The sequence below is a fragment of the Shewanella sedimentimangrovi genome (assembly GCF_017354965.1).
Lineage (GTDB): Bacteria > Pseudomonadota > Gammaproteobacteria > Enterobacterales > Shewanellaceae > Shewanella > Shewanella cyperi.
The window spans coordinates 298,753-316,361 of record NZ_CP071502.1 but is presented as its reverse complement, the minus strand read 5'-3'; the positions used below and the strand labels follow the sequence as shown (position 1 = coordinate 316,361).

Annotated in this window: 9 protein-coding genes; 5 read left to right on the top strand and 4 right to left on the bottom strand. The window is 58.7% G+C overall.

From position 1 onward, the window contains the following. Positions 1-67: 67 nt before the first annotated feature. From lgt to JYB85_RS01395, 4 genes are all read right to left on the bottom strand, one after another. Positions 68-826 carry a prolipoprotein diacylglyceryl transferase gene (gene lgt / locus JYB85_RS01410; protein WP_207380737.1) on the bottom strand — a complete coding sequence of 253 codons (759 nt, stop codon included), beginning with the start codon at positions 824-826 and terminating at the stop codon, positions 68-70. A gap of 79 nt (positions 827-905) precedes the next feature. After that, positions 906-2,024: a phosphotransferase enzyme family protein gene (locus JYB85_RS01405; RefSeq protein ID WP_207380736.1), complete on the bottom strand. Its 1,119-nt coding sequence runs from the start codon at positions 2,022-2,024 to the stop codon at positions 906-908. Then, positions 2,017-2,883: an NTP transferase domain-containing protein gene (locus tag JYB85_RS01400; protein ID WP_207380735.1), complete on the bottom strand. Its 867-nt coding sequence runs from the start codon at positions 2,881-2,883 to the stop codon at positions 2,017-2,019. The genes JYB85_RS01405 and JYB85_RS01400 overlap by 8 nt, the downstream gene beginning before the upstream one ends. Before the next feature lie 265 nt (positions 2,884-3,148). Then, entirely contained in the window at positions 3,149-9,610 is a 6,462-nt protein-coding gene (locus JYB85_RS01395) for an Ig-like domain-containing protein (protein WP_207380734.1), read from the bottom strand. Positions 9,611-10,015: 405 nt separating this feature from the next. Between JYB85_RS01395 and JYB85_RS01390 the strand changes: the two genes are divergently transcribed. The 5 genes from JYB85_RS01390 (at position 10,016) to JYB85_RS01370 (ending at position 17,602) form a co-directional block, all read left to right on the top strand. Beyond that, the gene (locus tag JYB85_RS01390; RefSeq protein ID WP_207380733.1) at positions 10,016-13,138 is read left to right on the top strand and encodes an ATP-binding protein; all 3,123 of its coding nucleotides are present in this window, start codon (positions 10,016-10,018) and stop codon (positions 13,136-13,138) included. A gap of 28 nt (positions 13,139-13,166) precedes the next feature. Further along, positions 13,167-13,838, top strand: a complete 672-nt coding sequence (locus JYB85_RS01385) for a response regulator (RefSeq protein WP_207380732.1) — start codon at positions 13,167-13,169, stop codon at positions 13,836-13,838. 93 nt (positions 13,839-13,931) lie between these two features. Continuing rightward, on the top strand, positions 13,932-14,207 hold the full coding sequence (locus JYB85_RS01380) for a histidine kinase dimerization/phospho-acceptor domain-containing protein (RefSeq protein WP_207380731.1): 276 nt from the start codon (positions 13,932-13,934) through the stop codon (positions 14,205-14,207). A gap of 1 nt (position 14,208) precedes the next feature. After that, positions 14,209-14,799 carry an ECF-type sigma factor gene (locus tag JYB85_RS01375; protein WP_207380730.1) on the top strand — a complete coding sequence of 197 codons (591 nt, stop codon included), beginning with the start codon at positions 14,209-14,211 and terminating at the stop codon, positions 14,797-14,799. Then, positions 14,792-17,602 carry a serine/threonine-protein kinase gene (locus tag JYB85_RS01370; protein WP_207380729.1) on the top strand — a complete coding sequence of 937 codons (2,811 nt, stop codon included), beginning with the start codon at positions 14,792-14,794 and terminating at the stop codon, positions 17,600-17,602. Before JYB85_RS01375 ends, JYB85_RS01370 begins: the two co-directional genes overlap by 8 nt. Positions 17,603-17,609: the final 7 nt, after the last annotated feature.

Below are 17,609 nucleotides of genomic sequence, written 5' to 3'. Positions count from 1 at the left end.
TAACCCTGTTGCAACTGCCAGTATTGCCGGGAAATATTGCCGCCGACGCTGCCGACGGCTTATTGCCTTAGCTGCGGCGGGCGCGCAGCCACAGCCAGACGCCGGTGAGAATAAAGGGCAGGCTGAGAATTTGCCCCACGGTCAGGGGCAGCACGGGGATATAGCTGGCCTGTTCCGGTTTGACCGTTTCCACCAGCATGCGGATGACAAACACCCCGATAAGGAAGGCGCCGAACAGCCTCCCCTCAAGGGCCAGCAGGCCACGGCGAAAACGCCACAGCAAGAGTGCCAGCAGCAGATACCCCAGGGCTTCATAGAGCTGCGCCGGGTGCCTTGGCAGCATATCAATACGTTCAAACACTATACCCCAGGGCATGTCGGTCACAGTGCCGTAGATTTCCGAGTTCATCATATTGCCGGTACGCACGCAGACGGCGAATGCCAGGGTCGGTAGGGCCAGATAGTCCAGCAGGAACAGCAGCCCTACCTTTTGCCGTTTCGCCACCCACAACACGCCGAGAATCGCGCCCAGACCACCGCCATGGCTGGCGAGGCCGCCCTTCCAGAGGTAGAGGATTTCTATGGGGTGGGCGAGAAAGTAGTCCGGCTCGTAGGCCAGGCAATGCATCAGCCTGGCGCCGACCAGGATGCCGATAAACACCGGCAGAAACAGCTCATCCACCAGCTCAGCATTCTGCTTGCCCTCGACCAAGAGGCGTTTGAGCAGCGACGCTCCGGCCCAGATACCAGTGGCAAACAACAACCCGTACCAATGGAGGCTGATGCTTCCGAGCTGCAACAAAATAGGGTCAACATTCCAGTTCATAGGGACTTCTCTTGGCACTTTGGTATTGGGTAAATGACATCGCCGAGCTCAGGCTATGGCAGCTGTGGCTTGGCGCGGTTCAACTCAAACAAGCCTTCAAACTGTCGGCCTGGGCCAGCAGGCTCAGATAAAGGCTGAACTGGTTGGCGGCGCGGTCGAGGTTATGACCCTCGCGCTGGATATGGAAATACACATCGCCATTGAGGTGATCGGTGAGGAAGCGCACCCCAATCATCAGGCACATGACCCTGGCCCCAAGCCAAAGGCTGTGGCGTTCGGCGTCGGTCAGCACAGATCCGAGCTCGCCGAGGAAACCCTCGCAGATGGCGGCAAACATCTCGGGTCGCACCCGCACCTGGTCGAGGTTGCGAGAATCCTCGGCCTCTGGAGAAGTAAAGGTACGCACCATGTCGCCGAAGTCATACATCAGCTGGCCACGCATACAGGTGTCGAGGTCGATAATGGCCATGGCACTGCCGTCGCGCTTGTCGAACAGCATGTTGTTGATCTTGGTGTCGTTATGGCACACCCGCAGCGGCAAGTTGGGCAGGGTTTGCGCCAGTTCATCCAGCAGGGGCTGCTGTTGCTGCACAAAGCTCAGCCAATCCTGGCATTCAGCCACCCGGCCGGCCTTGTCAGCGGCCACGGCCTGTTGCAGCTGGGCCATACGCCCAGGCAGATGGTGGAAATTTGGGATCACATCGCCAAGCAGCGAGGCATCAAAATCGCTGAGTGCCATGGCAAAATGGCCGAAGGCCGCGGCAGCCTGCCTTGCCTCGGCAACCGAGCCTACCACCTCCAGACTGGTGCTGTGCGGCAAAAAGCGAATGGCGCGCCAGAAACCATCGGTACCCAAATCCAGCGCCAGCTTGCCATCCAGAGTCAGCTTAGGATCTATGCGCTGCAAGCGGAAGCGACCGGCCGCCTGCTGCCGCTGCAGATGGGCATCAATCAGGGCCGCATTGTTCACCAAAGTCCAGGGATCGGGAAACACCTGGGTATTGAGCCTTTGCAGCACCAACTCTGTGCCGCCGGCACGCACCAAAAAAGTGTCGTTAATATGGCCGTTGCCCAGGGGCGAAATCTTAATCTCGCCAGCCATGGTTTCGCTTGCCGTCAGAGCGCCGCTTGCTGCTATCGCGCTGTTAGCGGATATAGAATAGTGAGGCAGCACCCGCTGCCGTATGAGTTCAATCACCCAATAACTCCATCAAAGCTTGTCTGACCCTGGGCGCATCCCCGGGGAAGGTCACCCCCAGCCAAATGTCCCGGGCGGTGGCGAGTCGCACCGGTTGCCCGCTGGCCATGGCCTCTTGTACCACATCCGGCAGGAAACACTCACTGGAGGCTTGCGGCTGCTGCTTGAAAAAGTTCGTCAGCGCCGACTCCAGCCGGGGAAAAATATCCGCCTGAAAACCCCAGCAGGTCATGGACACAGGCATGTCCGCACTCAGTGCCACGCTATTGCCGGCCAGTTTACCCAGCAGCTGACCATCTATAGATTCAATCGCCAGGCACTCGCGGATATCCTGCAACCAGCCATCGGCTTCGCGGCACAGACCACGATTGACCCCGCCATGCTCCGACAGGGTATTGCCGAGGCGATAGGCCACCAACATCCAGTTATCCGAGTTCCTGAGCCCCAAGGCCAATTGCGCGAAGGCATCGGCACCGTAAAAATCATCGGCGGTGATCACCGCCATTGGCCCGCTGACCAGATGGCGCGCACTCCAGAGCGCGTGTGCCGTGCCCCAGGGTTTGCTGCGTTCCAACCAGGGGGCCGAGTCCAGGGTTGCCGGCACATCATCGAGGCGCTGAAAACAGCAATGCAGTTCCAGTTCGTCCGGCAATTGGCCTTGCAGCGAGGCCAACAGCGGCGCCTCCAGTTCGGGGCGGATCACCAACACGGCCCGGCGGAACCCGGCGGCAAAGGCCTGGCGCAGCGACAGCAATAACAGGCTCTCGCCCCTGGGGCCGAGTTCGGCCAACTGCTTGTCACCGCCAAAACGGCTGCCCATACCGGCCGCCAGGATCACCAGTGTCAGGACCTGCGTCATCCGCGCTGTTCTCCGGAACTCATCTGTGTATTCCCATGGCGCTTTTTCAATGAAGCTGGGCCCACCGCAAAAGCGAGCAGTTTACTGCATGGCCCGCAGCCAGGCTACAGTCTGTTAACAGACTGGGGGCAGAATACACGCAAAATGTGGCCCAAGCCCGAGGGATAGACTCCCGCCGTCCCTGCTGACAAAAGAAAAGCCCCCGCATGGCGGAGGCTTTGTTTAAGAGCTTCTGGATATCCAGGCGATGCCGGAAGTCCTCAGATTACTTGACTTTGCGACGTCTCAGCCCCAGCAGACCCAGCAGCACCGACCAGAGTGGCAGTGAGCCGCCCTTGTCGTCCTGCTCGGGCTCTACCACGGGTGCCGGAGTGACTGTCACCTGCAGCTGACCTTCGCTGCTGCCGCCCATGCCATCGCTCACCTGGTAAGTGATGGTGGCGGTGCCGCTGAAGCCCACAGCAGGGATGTAACCCAACTTGTTGTTGAAGGTCACCACGGCGCGGCCCTGATCTGTGCTGGCGCTGACCAGGGTCAGGCTGTCACCGTCCGGATCGCTGTCGTTGGCCAGCACGTCGATAACCAGAGTCTGACCCGCCATGGTGGTGGCCAGGTCATCCACCAATACCGGGGCGCGGTTCTGGGTTTCTGTGCTGATCACACCCGGATCGTCGATGGCACCGTTGGCGCTGAAGTCGGCATCGTTCGGACCACCGTCCTGCAGTACCAGCTGGATACACTGGTCGCCCGCTGTCAGCCCCTGACCATAGGCAGCCGCACCCGGTGCCGGACAGTTGCCGTTGGCATCCAATTGGGCCGAGCCTATCTGGTTGTTGGCATCCTCAACGAAGCTGAACCAGCCCTGGGTGGTGTTGTACTTGCGGTACACAGCCCCTTCCGGCAGCACTACGCCGCTCGGCAGTGGGATGACCACTGACACGGACTGCCCCGCTTCGCTCAGGCCGCTCAGGCTGAAGTCCAGCAGCGGGGTGGCCGCCACATAGTGGCCATCCGTGGTATTGGCCGCAGCCGGGTCATTGGCCAACAGTGCAGCCAATTGCTCGTTGCTCAGGGCGGCACCGCTGCCGGCGCTGCCATTGGCGGCACTCACCAGGGAGCCCAGAGACAACTGGATACCCGGGGTGGTTTGCATCGGCTCGGTGTTGTCACCCAGAGGCAGGCGGGCGGTGTTGCTGTCGTTATCCAGGTAATCGGCGATGCCGTCACCGTCGCTGTCACCGTAACCTTCGAGGTTATCGGCGATGCCGTCACCGTCGCTGTCGCTGTCGGTCAGTGGTGCCAGGGTTTGCACCACAAAGTTCAGCCGGCGTTTGCTGCTGAGCGGCTCGGCGCGGTTGCTCTCGGTGACTGTCACCTCAATGGCATAGCTGCCATCGGCAAGTTCACTTGGGTCAAACTCAAAGCCCAGACCGTCCTGGGTCACAGTGCCGCCGAAGGCCTGGTTCAACACCTGGAAGCTGACGCTGTGGCTGTCGCCCTGGTTCACATCGCTGATGGCCACATTCAGCACCACTGTGCCATTGGCCGGGTCAACCAGACTGCCCACGACTTCTTGCTGGGACAGTTGCAGTGTCATCGACGGCGCCAGGTTTTGCTCTATCACAGCCAGTTTGCTCGCCGTTGCTTCAGGCGCAAAGGCATGGCTGACCTCGTCTATGTTGAGGCTGACGGCCGAGTTCACCCCAACGGTGGTCGGTACTGTGACAGGCAGTTTGCCGTCTGTGCCACTGGCTATGCCGGCATTGCCCTGGCTGATCAGAGCGCCGTCCACCGACAGGCTGTAGCTGATGTCCACAGGATAGGCCGGCGCCAACCCGCTCAGGCTCACGGGCACCTGGTAGTCGCCACCGGCTTCTACCGGCAGGCTCGCCACCAGTTCCAGTATCGGCAGTATGCTGACCTCAAGCTGGGTGGTCGCCACATTGCCTGAGCTGTCGCTGGCCTTCAGCTCAAGTTGATGCAGACCGGACACCAGTTGCTTGTCACCGACAATCTCGGCGCTCACTTCACCGTCCACCAGGTCGTCGGCCATGATGGCCGAAGTACCGGCAAGAGTACCGGTCAGGGCAGCAGCGACATCGGTCAGACGACCGGTTGCGTTCAGCTCCAGCGGTTGCAGCTCGGCAAACACAGGGGCCGTGGTGTCGACTATGGTCACGCTCTGTTCGGCGGTGCTTTGGTTGCCGGCATAGTCGGTAGCGGTCCAGGTGATGATGTGCTCACCCAGTGACAAGCCGCCCTGCAGATCGGAACTGACGCTCGGGGCATGGCTGTTGTTGTCTGTCACCACGGGCACTGGCAGGGTCACCACGGTAGTGGGGCCTTCGGCCTCAAACACCAGCGGCTCCAGCGCGGCAAACACAGGCGCCAGGCTGTCACCGACCTTGGGATCCAGCGGTGCGCTGTCATCCACGTCCGGGATACCATCGTTGTCATCATCTGTGTCGGCGTTGTTACCTATGCCGTCACCGTCTGTGTCGACCGACTCGCCGGCATCCAGCGGGAAGGCATCTTCGGTGTCGGTCACGCCGTCGTTGTCGTCGTCGGTGTCGGCGTTGTTGCCTATGCCGTCATGGTCGGTATCGACAGTTTCGGTCGGATCCAGCGGCAGCGCATCTTCGCTGTCCGGCACGCCGTCGTTATCATCGTCGGTGTCGGCGTTGTTGCCTGTGCCGTCGTTGTCGGTATCAAGGCTTTCTGCCGCATCCAGCGGGAAGGCGTCGTTGACGTCGAGCACGCCGTCGTTGTCATCGTCGGTATCGGCGTTGTTGCCTATGCCGTCATTATCGGTATCGACAGACTCGCTGGCATCCAGCGGGAAGGCGTCGTTAACGTCGAGCACACCGTCGTTGTCATCGTCGCTGTCAGCGTTGTTGCCTATGCCGTCGTTATCGGTATCGACAGTCTCGGTCGCATCCAGCGGGAAGGCATCGTTGATGTCGAGCACGCCGTCGTTGTCATCGTCGGTATCGGCGTTGTTGCCTATGCCGTCGTTATCGGTATCGACAGACTCGGTTGCATCCAGCGGGAAGGCATCGTTGACGTCGAGCACACCATCGTTGTCATCGTCGGTGTCGGCGTTGTTGCCTGTGCCGTCGTTATCTGTGTCGACAGACTCGGTCGCATCCAGTGGGAAGGCGTCATTGATGTCGAGCACACCATCGTTGTCGTCATCGGTATCGGCGTTGTTGCCTATGCCGTCATTGTCTGTGTCTACCGATTCGCTGGCATCCAGCGGGAAGGCGTCGTTGACGTCGAGCACACCGTCGTTGTCGTCATCGGTGTCGGCGTTGTTGCCTGTGCCGTCCAGGTCTGTATCGACGCTTTCTGATGCATCCAGCGGGAAGGCGTCATTGACGTCGAGCACACCATCGTTGTCATCGTCGGTATCGGCGTTGTTGCCTATGCCGTCATGGTCGGTATCGACAGTTTCGGTTGGATCCAGCGGCAGCGCATCTTCGTTGTCCGGCACACCGTCGTTGTCGTCATCGGTGTCGGCGTTATTGCCTGTGCCGTCGTTATCGGTATCGACAGATTCATTGATATCCAGCGGGAAGGCGTCGACATCATCGTTTACGCCGTCGCCGTCACTGTCGGCCTTGGTGTAATCTGTGCCCAGGGCCAGTTCTTCGGCGTTGCTGAGATTATCGCCATCGGCGTCGGCATTGAAGAAATCGGCGGTGGCGCTGGTAACGGCGCTGGTCACTGACTCGGCGGTGCCATACCCATCCGTGTAATCGGCGCGGACGCTGATATCCTGATCCTTGTCGGCGAGCACCAGGTTGTACTCGCTGCCAGTGGCTATGGCCTGACCGGCACGCAGCCAGGTGTAGCTCACCACGCCCATGCCATCGAGGTCCACCAGACTGTTGCCTGCCACCAGGGTCTGGCCATTGGGGCTGCCGGCAGCAATAGTGACGCTGCCGGTGGGGGCGTCGTTGACGTTGACCACAGTGATGTCAAACGCAGACATACTGGTGGTGTACTTGCCATCAGTAACCGAAATCACTATGCCGCTAAAGTTGCCGACATCCGCATAACCCGGAGTGCCGGACAGCTCGCCGGTTGTGGTATCGAAGCTCGCCCAGCTCGGTTTGTTGGCAATGCTGAATGTCAGGGTGTCCTGATTCTGGTCGCTGCCCGCAGGCGTAAAGCTGTAGGCCACGTCCTGGTTCACTTGCGTTGCCGGGGTGCCGGAAATGGTCGGTGCATCGTTCTCGGTGAGGTGCACCAGAATGCCGCGATCACCGTTTACCATGTAATAACCCGCCGCCACCAGCTCGCCGTTGGGCTTGACGGCCAGGGATTCAAAGTCGACACCGGTGCCGAAATCAAAGGTTTGCACGCCGCCGGCAGCAAAGCTTTCATCCGGCGTGCCGTCGGCATTGAGGCGCTGCACATAGGCCAGATCGTAGTTGGAAGCGCTGACCCAACCGGTAAACAGCAAGCGTCCGGCGCTGTCCTTTTGCATATCCGTCACAGCGAGCGACTGGCTGGAACTCATCGGCACCGGATTGCCGCCGTTAAAGCTGGTGTCGACGGCGCCTGTTGCATCGAGGCGCAGCAGATAGTTGCGGTTACCACCGGAATCAACCACCAACCACAGGCTGTCACCCTCAACCTTTGCCTGTTCATAATAGGCATGACCCAGCGGCATAATTTCGGTCGGCAGGGCGTAGGTCGTCACGCCGTCGGTGCCGTAGCTGGTGTCCAGAGTGCCGTCGGCATTGACCCGCATCACCATGCTATTGTACAACGTGCGGCCCGCCAACAGGATACGACCCTGGCTGTCTTCGCCTGCGTACCACGAATAGTCGTTGCCGCCAAGGCCCGCGGCGGCGAAGATGCCGTTGTTGCCGAAGCTGGTATCCAGGCTGCCGTCGGCATTGAGGCGCACCAGGTTATATTTGTCGCCGGCAACCAGCATGCTGCCGTCGGCGTGCAAGATAAGCGCCGCCGGTTTTACGGTATCCGGCATGTCAAGCAGGCCAGCTGTGCCAAAGCCCGCGTCCGGCTGGCCGCCGGCATTGAGCTTCATCAGGTAAAAACCCGTGGCGCTCCACGCCGAGTAACCGAGCAACCAGATATTGCCGTCGGCGTCTATCTGCAGGTCCTTCGGATAGTCGCCGCTGCCGACATGCAGCTGGTAAGTACCGCCACTGGCAAAACTGGTGTCCAGACTGCCGTCGACATTATAGCGGCGCAGAATAAGGTCGTCCCCCGTGGTCTTAGTGCTATCCGTGACTGTGCCCGCCACCAGGGTGCGGCCCTCGGCATCGACCCGTACAAAGTAGTAATCTTCATAATCGTCAAACGGCAGGGTCAGGTCGGCGGCGCCTTCCATCGCCGCGCCGTCTTTGGCGAACGGCCTGGTGGCGTGGCCGTCGCCGTCAACCCTGCTCCAGCCGAGGTCGTTGCCTTCATAGCCGCTCTGGTGAGAGAAGATATCCAGGTTGCCGGTCGCATCCTGATGGATCAGCACGGGATCGCTGTTGGCGTTGCCCGGCTCCAGGTAGTAACGGCCGATGCCGCTCTCGCCAAAACTGGTGTCCAACACGCCGGTCGCGCTCAGGCGCAGCAGCGCCATATGTGATGCGTTGCCGTTATAGATCTTACCGCCGAGCAGAATACGGCCCTGGCTGTCGATTTTGATATTGGTCGAGGTATTGCTGCCGCTGGTTCCCTGTCCGTTGACATCCAGGCCAAACCAGCCGTTGTCGGCAAAAGAGGTGTCCAGGGTGCCGTCGCTGTTGTAGCGGTACAGGTTATAGATTTCCGTGGCATCGGCGTCGCTGGCCTTTTCTGTGGTGGTGACCAGGATCTTGCCGCCGGCGTCGACGGTCAGATCGTAAGACTGGTTGGATTGCGTCGCCGAGCGGCTCACCGTCACTTGGCCGCTACCGCCGAAGTTGGCATCGAAGGTGCCGTCTTCGCTAAAGCGGAACAGAGTCGACTTAAATGCGATATGGCCGGACGCAAGCAGGGCGCCATCGGAGGCAAGGGCCAGTGCATTGATGCGATCATCATTGCCTGTCTCGCCGAGCAGTTGATACCCGGTGCCGTTAAATGTGGTATCCGGGTTGCCGAGCGCGTCGAAGCGGGCGACAAAGGCATCCCAGCCCGACTGATAAATCCGACCGCCCAGGTAGATTCTGCCCTGGCCGTCGCTGAGAATGCTGGTCGCTTGCGGGGCCTGGCCGTTAATGGCAAAAATGGTTTCGCCGCCCTCGCCGAAACTGGGATCCAGGGTGCCGTCCGCCAGCAGGCGATACAGGCGCAGTTCCTTATTGCTGCTGTAGCCGGCCACCAGAATGCGGCCCTGGTTGTCGACGGAGATCACCAATCCATTCAATCTGTAGTTAGCGTCGCCGACTTGCACCTTGCCGCCGTTGCCAAAGCTGGGATCCAGGCTGTTGTCGCTTAAGCGCCGTTCGATATAGATCGAATCGTTCAGTTCAACGCCCGGCGATGTGGTGCCGACCATCAGCACCCGGCCTTCGGCATCGACCGCCACCCGGTCGGACACCTCGAAGGTGCTGTCAAACCAGCCATCACCGCTGTTCAGCGAAACCATTTTAAAAGACGCTGCCTCGCCCATGGTGGTATCGAGCTGGACCTGCGCCAGTGCGGCGGGGCTGCTCAATGCACCGACCATTGCGGCGGTTACCAATCCCGCCAATTTATTGATTTTGAACTGCTTGCTCATCAAGCCATCTCCTCGGTTTTTATATACGGCAACAACCCAAACACCTGGCGGCCTCGTTTGTTACTCGGTTTTTCGTGGGCGCTGCATCGCGCTGCGGCATTCTGTATTTGCCGGCCCCGTCGCCCGTGCAGAGAGCCCACTACATCAGTTACGAATTCCTGAGACCAAACCCGCCACATTTTTTTAAAAGCGTTCTTGCTTACCCGGAGACTGAAAATGCGAATTGTGCACTGAGTTTGCAGACTGCCCCGGCTGGAGAGAAAAGTGGTGCAAGTCTGAAGATCCAGGCACGGCGGTTTAGCGCTGGCACTCCCGGTGCCGCTGTGACAGAATTTCCACCATAGCAAGCACAAATAAACAGCGGATATGCCCTCATTCCGAACCAGAATCATCCTTGGTTTTCTTTTGACTTTCAGTTGCCTGTGCCAGGCAGCCACCAGCTATGATCCCAGGCTGTTTTCACCGCTGCTGTTTGCGGCCGAGGCCGATGGCAAGCTGGCCAACAAGGAAATTTTGAAACTGGCCCAGGATGACAGGGGCTTTATCTGGGTCGGCACCCAGAAGGGCCTGTTCCGCTTTGACGGCTATGAAAACCTGAAAATGACCTCTGAGGGCATGCCCTTCGATGTGTCCGGCATTTATGTACGATCCTTGCTTGCCGATGGAGATGTGCTGTGGATAGGCACTATGACCAGCGGCCTGCTGCGGCTGGATCTGCGCACCTATGAGTTCAGCCACTTCAGTCACGATGACGGCGATCCGGCCTCATTGGGCGGTAACCAGGTCAACGCCATCAAGAAGGACGCCGAGGGTCGGCTGTGGCTGGCCCACAGCTTTGGTCTCGACCGCCTGGACCTGACGACGCGGAAATTCAGTCATTTCAATTCGGCCGACAATGCCAGGGAGCGGTTCTTCAACTATTTGCTGGATTTGGAAGTCGACGGTGACGGCACATTGTGGCTGTCCACCGCCAAGGGACTGGCCACTATGGCGCCCGGGGGCCGGCAGTTTGCCTTGGTCAAAGAACCTGGCCTGCTGAATGGCGTGGTGATAAGGCGGCTGCACCTGGCACAGGATGGGCGTATCTGGCTCGCCACCCAAAAGCAGGGCACCTATATACTGAATCGTGATCGCCGAACCGCCATCAAGCTGGATTCTCCGGATTCCCGGGCCGATGCCGCCAACACCGCCATTGTCGAAAGCGGCGACGGCCAGGTGTGGCTGTCGGGTACCCTGGGGCTGGAGATCCGCGATGCAAACACTGGGCAATTGCAAAAGGAGTTGCGGGGCAATCTGCTCGACAAACATGGCCTGCGCGGCGACTTTGCCTATCCCCTGCTCAGAACCAAGGACGGACTGCTATGGATTGGGGTGTCCAACTTCGGGCTGCAGTTTTTTAATCCGCAAACCCAGCGCTTCCATTACTTTGATCGCTTCTCGCCTCAGCTTGAGGATACCTTCAGTTCTTACCTGGCCAACCTTATCAAGGTCAGCGAGTCGCAACTCATTATCTTCAATCAGCACCAGCCCATAGAACTCGACCTGAGCACGGGGAAAACCGAACCCCTGCTCAAGGATCCCAGCCTGAGCAAGCAATCGTTTTTCTCGGGTATCAGAGAGACAGAGAACATTTACTGGCTCGGCGGGGGCAATGGCAATATTTTCAGGCTTGATCGCAAGCAGGGCACGGCAGAGGAATTCCGCCTGCCACTGGCCAAGACCGAGGGGGTATACGTGCGCCATTTGGCGCTCGGTAAACAGGGGGAACTCTGGGTGGGGTCGGATCGCGGCCTGGCCAGACTGGATTTGGCCAGTCGCAGTTTCACAGTTCCTCACAATACCGATGGAAGCCCGGTCATCAACTACGTGCGCCGCTTGATGGTCGATGATCACAACCGGCTGTGGATAGCGACCACCAGCGGTTTTGGCCTGATAGACAGTGGCCGGCAACAGATGCGGCTCTACACAGGAAAACAAGGCACAGACGGCACCCTGAGGCATGACTTTATCGTGCAATTCCTGCAAAACCGCCGCGGCGAGATCCTGGTGTACCACAATGCCGGCATAGACAGGCTGGTGTCCGAGCACGACGGCATGCTGCACTTCGAGCCCTTTGCCACCGAAGCCATAGGTCAAATCGACAACGAAGATGGTCTGTTGCAGCTGGAAAATGGCCACTATTGGCTCGGCACCCGCCTCCTGTTGAACGAGGATGGCAAGCTGCTGCAGGCGCTGAACGAGGCCGATGGCGCCCTTGCGACGGGACACAGCAATTATTTTCAGCGGTTAAACGACGGCCAGTTGCTGCACGCCTCCCGCGATGCCCTGGTGCTGATTGACCAGGACCCGGGCATCAAAGGCCAGGACAGGGCTCCCCTGGTGGTGACCGAACTCATGGTCGGCAATCAAAAGCTGAACTTTGATTACCGCCAGCCCAAGATTAAGGTGCCCAGCACGGCCAATCAGTTTTCGCTGCGTTTTGCCGCACTCGATTTTTCCGATCCCAGAGCCAATCAATACAGATACAAGCTGGAAGGCTACGACAGCGACTGGGTGTCCACGCCGGCGGACTTACGCCAGGCCAAGTACACGTCCTTGCCTCCGGGTCAGTATCGGTTGTTTGTGGAAGGCAGCAATCGCGCAGGCAATTGGAGTGGCTCCCCCCTGGTGTTGGAAGTGGATATAGAGCCCAAGTTTTTCCAGACCCTGTGGTTCCGCCTGCTGAGTCTGCTGCTGCTGGGTCTGATGTTGTACTGGCTGTTCCGCTGGCGCCTGGCGGTGGCCAAGGCCAAGCAGAGGGAAGTCTTCGAGAAGCGCGATGCCCTGCGCAAGGCCGAGATGATGAGCGAACTCATGGAGCAGAAAAACCAGATGTTGGCCGAGGTGACCCATGATTTGCGTACCCCACTGGCCATGGTCAAGATACAGCTGGAAGCCCTGCAGGATGGGGTATTGCAGCCCGATGACAGCTCCTATGAACTGCTGCAAAAGCGCATCGCCAACCTCAACCATCTGGTGGGCGATATTTACCAGTTGTCACTGATGGACTCGGGGGCGCTGATATTAAACCGCCAACCAACCCAGATCAGCGAGCTGCTGGCATCCAGCGTTGAATCCTTCAGGCCCATGATGCAACAAAAAGCCATCCAGCTGGCCTTAACGGATGAGACCTCCCATCAACTTGAGCCCTTACTGGATCAGGGCCGAATGATGCAGTTGATGAATAACCTGCTGAAAAACTGCTACAGGTACACGGATGATTGGGGTCAGGCCCGGGTCGTCCTGAGCCAAGACGACAACTGGCTGGTGATTGAGGTAGAAGACAGCAAGCCCGCCATCACGACCGAGGAGCTGGCGCGGATATTCGAGCGTTTGTACCGCGCCGGCTCCACCAAAGACAGGAGCCAATCCGGCTCGGGGCTGGGACTGTGGATCTGCAAGTCCATAGTCGAGGCCCATGGGGGCGAGATTTCCGCCAGCGCTTCCTCTCTGGGCGGTTTGGCCATTAGAATACGGCTCCCGCTTTAAGGTTTTGGAGCCTATGACAGATACTCCCATGACAGCCACAGTAGTGCTGGTCGAAGACGACCAGGAAATCGCCGACATTGTGCTGATGTACCTGCACGCGGCGGGCCTGAAAACCCAACACTTTGCCGATGGTGTCGGTGTGGCCGGGTGGGTGCAGGCCCATTCCCCGGCCTTGGTACTGCTGGATCTCGACCTGCCTACCAAGCAAGGTCTGGAGGTGTGCCGGGAAATTCGCGCCTTTTCCAATTTGCCAATCATAATGACCACGGCCAAGGTGGAAGAAGTCGATCGCTTGGTAGGTTTGGAGATAGGTGCCGACGACTATGTCTGCAAACCCTTCTCGGTCAAGGAATTGGTGGCTCGGGTCAAGGTGCAGTTACGGCGCCTCAATCGTGAGACCATGGTGGACAGCGGTTTAAAGGTGGATGCCGACAGCTTTAATCTGTCAATGGGAGCGGCCGTGGTGGAACTGACGGCCATTGAGTTCAAGCTGTTCCATTTGTTGTACTCCAACCCCAACCGCATTTACTCCCGGGCCCAGATTTTGGATCTGGTGTATCAGGATTACCGCCATGTGTCCGATCGCACCGTCGACAGTCACATCCGCAACGTCCGTAAAAAACTGGCCTCCCTGGGGATAGAGCAAGAACTGATCCGCTCCATCTACGGTGCAGGTTACAAATTCGAACCTCTGGCCTGATTAAAAACTCCGGCGCCGTGGTTTCTGCATACTCACTGCATAATCTTCTGCTCTAATTCTGCACCTATAGTTATTGCCAGGGTGCCAGAGATAATGAAACAGCCTTTAACGCAACGGCCAAAAAATATCGACAGTTTTGCCGCAGTCGACAGGCCCCTGACCGACGCCGAATGTCAGGCGCGAAAGGCCGAGTTTTTGGCCATGCTGTCACACGAACTGCGCACCCCCCTTTCGGTAATTAAGCTTTATGTGGAAGCCATACAGGATGGCATGTACGACAACCAGGATCTGGCATTTGCCCGGCTGGATGCCAAGTTTGAGGAATTTGAGCACCTGATGGAAGAGCTGTTACAGCGGGGCAAGGAATAATATGAAGCTGCCCCCTTCCGATATGGCTTACACCACAGCAGAGGCCGCCACCTTGACCGGCCAACTGACCCCAGCCGAACTCATGATCAATCCCCTGCTCTATCAGGAGCTCAAGGCCTGTGCCAACCGCATTCTGGCCCGGCACGCAGGTAACATCACGTTGCAGACTACAGAAGTGGTCCACGAAGCCTGCGTCAAACTCATAGAGGCTGACGGCCAATATCAAAGCAAGGAACACCTGTTTCGCACCGCCGCCAAGGCAATGCGTCATCTGCTGATTGACTATGCCCGCGCCAAGACCGCCGACAAGCGCGGTGGCAAGGCCATCAAGACCCGCTGGCTGGACGATTTACTCAGCCAAGAGGACGAAAACGAGGGCCTGATTGCCGTCGAGCAATGCATCAGCCAGATGAGCAGCCTGGGTGACAGAATGGAGGCCATAGTCGAGCTGCATTATTTCGCCGGATTCAGCCAACAGCAGGTCGCCGAAACCCTGCAGCTCAGCCTGCGCACAGTGGAGCGGGAACTGACCTTTGCCCGCGCCTTTATATTCGATCGCCTGAGCCAGCACGGCGAGGCCTGCCATGGCTGAACTTAAACGCATTAAGGCCCTGTTTGACTCCTGTATCGAGCTTCCTCCCCATGAGCGCCTGGAATTCCTGAATCACAGCGACTGCTGCGACACCGAACGTAGGGAGGTGTTGCGTTTGCTTGAGCATGTGGACGTCTCATCCACCACTGTGCTCACCGGCCAGGCCAGGAACCTGATCGGCAGTCAGCTGCGGGAATTGGGGTCACAACTGACAGAGGGTCAGCAGCTCGGACCATACAGGATCATCGAAAAAATTGGCACAGGTGGCATGGGGGTGGTGTTTCTTGCCGAGCGTGCCGATGGCCAATACGAGCAAAAGGTCGCCATCAAGCTGGCGCCGGCCATGGTGGCCGGTGAGGATCAGCAACATTTCACCACCGAGCGCCAGTTGCTGGCCAAGCTGCAACATCCCCATATAGCCATGCTGCTGGACGGCGGTCTGACCGAGGATGCCCGGCCCTTTCTGGTGATGGAGTTCGTCGAAGGTCAGAACCTCAAGGAATATTGTCTCGGGAAAAAGCTGCCCCTGACCGAACGGCTGGGGCTGTTCCTGCGGGTGTGTGATGCGGTCAGTTTTGCCCACAGCCATTTGATCATTCATTGCGATCTGAAACCGGAAAACGTACTGGTCAATCACAATGGCCTGGTGAAGCTGCTGGATTTCGGCACCAGTCGCATGCTCAATCAGGGACAGGATCAGGACAGCGCGGCCCGCATGCTGGCCATGACCCTAAGCTGTGCCAGCCCGGAACAGGTTCGCGGTGATCAGCCCACCACGGCCACGGACGTTTATGGTCTGGGCAGTCTGCTATACCAGTTGCTGACGGGTGAGGCTCCGCTGCCGGTGGACCGAGACAATATGTGCGCGACTCTGGAGCATATAGCCAACAGCAAACCCAAGGCGCCGGGAGCCCTGCTGCGCCCCAATGCCTCGGGCCTGAAGCGGTTCCCCAGAGACTTGGACAATATAGTACTCAAGGCACTGGAAAAGCGTCCCGAGGACAGATATGCCTCTGTGGGTGAACTGGCATGGGACATCAAGCGCTTTCTCAAGGGCCAGACCGTTTCAGCCACCAGGCACACGCCGGGTTACCGCTTTGGCAAACTGCTGGGGCGGCACCCGCTCGCCTCCCTGCTCACCGGGGGGCTGCTGATCAGTTTGCTTGGCGGCCTTGGCGTCAGCCTGCACCTGACCCATAAACTGGGGCAGGAAGTCGCCACCTCCAATCAGGTTATTCAGCTGCTTACCGAGACCTTTGAAGAAGCCTCGCCGGAAAAGGCCCAGGGGCACCCCGTAGATATCCAGCAGTTTGTGAAGACCATGGTAAGGCAAACCACGGACGCCCTGAACGACAGCCCCGAGGTCAAGATCCGCCTGCTGCAATCCCTGGTGGCCGTGACCCAAGCCGTGGGGCAGGATCAGGAAGCGGCAAGGCTGCAGCAGGCCGTGCTCGAGCTGAAACTTAACCATGGTATCAGTGAGGGTTTGGCGTTCGATCGGGCAAAACTCGGCAATATCTACCTGAAAACCAACAGGGTCGACGAAGGCCGGCTCTTGCTGCAACAAGCACATGGAGAATTGACCGCCACGACCGGCAACAACAGCCAGTTGGCCATGGTGAAGGCCTTCCTGAGCCGCGACGCCATAAATCAGGGCAAGCTGGATGAGGCGCTGACCTTGGTGAGCCAGGCTCTGGCCCTCTATAAAAGCCTGCCCCAGAAGGACTACCTGCAGCTTAAGGGGCTGCAATTGGATCTCACCGCCGCCTATTACCACAACGACAGATTTAAAGAAGCGGCACAAACGGCCCGGGAGCTGGTGACGGATATGGCAACCACCTTAGGTGCCGGGCATCCCTTTCTGGTCAATGCCTATGCCGATGCCGGTCTGTATTCCTTTACCGAAGATCCCGCTCTCGCCCTGCAATTGACGGAAAAAGGCTACCGCCTGGCGCAGGAGACACTGGAGCCCAACAACAGCGCCCGCATTAACGCTGTTAGCCGCCATGCAGATGTGCTCAAAAAAAGCGGCGATGTCATCGCGGCCATAGCCGTGTTGGAGCAGGAACTGTCCCCCGCACTCAATGAAGACAATGTGTCACTGCTGCTGCGCCAAAGGGCCCCCGGTTATATGCTGCTTGGTTACTATGACAAGGCCCTGGCGGATTTACAGCGGGTTTATGATATCAACGCCAAAAAATTCCCGCCGGAGTCAGCCAGGGTGTTCCCCTTGATTGGCATGCGCGGCATAGCAACGGCCATCCTGGGGCAGCCCGCCCTCGGCCGGGAATTGATCAACCAGGCGATCAAATACAACAGCATCAGCTATGGCAAAGACAACCCCGGGGTGGCCACCAGTGAGATGTATCTCGCCCATGTGGCTATGATGCAGCAAGAGTACCAAGAGGCTGAATCCCTGTTGCAAGGGGCCGAGAAAATATTCTCTACCGTAGTGGCACCGGATGCCTTCATTTTCGGCCAAACAGCATCCGTGTATGTGCTCAGTTATATGGCTCAGAGCAAATGGCAGGAAGCCAAACCCTATGCCGAGAAAAGCGTCGCCATCTTCCATAAAAGCTATCCGCCCGGCACCCCTACCACGGCTCAGGCCGAGTCACGTCTGGGGGAGATACTCTGGCATCTGGGTGAGCAGAAACAAGGGGCCGAGCTGATTGAGCAGAGTTTTGCCAAGGTGCAGCCCTTGGGGAATGAATCGACCATTTACCTTGAGCTGGAGCAGCGGAGGCAATGGCTCCAAACCGCTCAAAAGCAGGAGCCGGGCAGCGACGAGACCGGCGAGTAGCTTGATA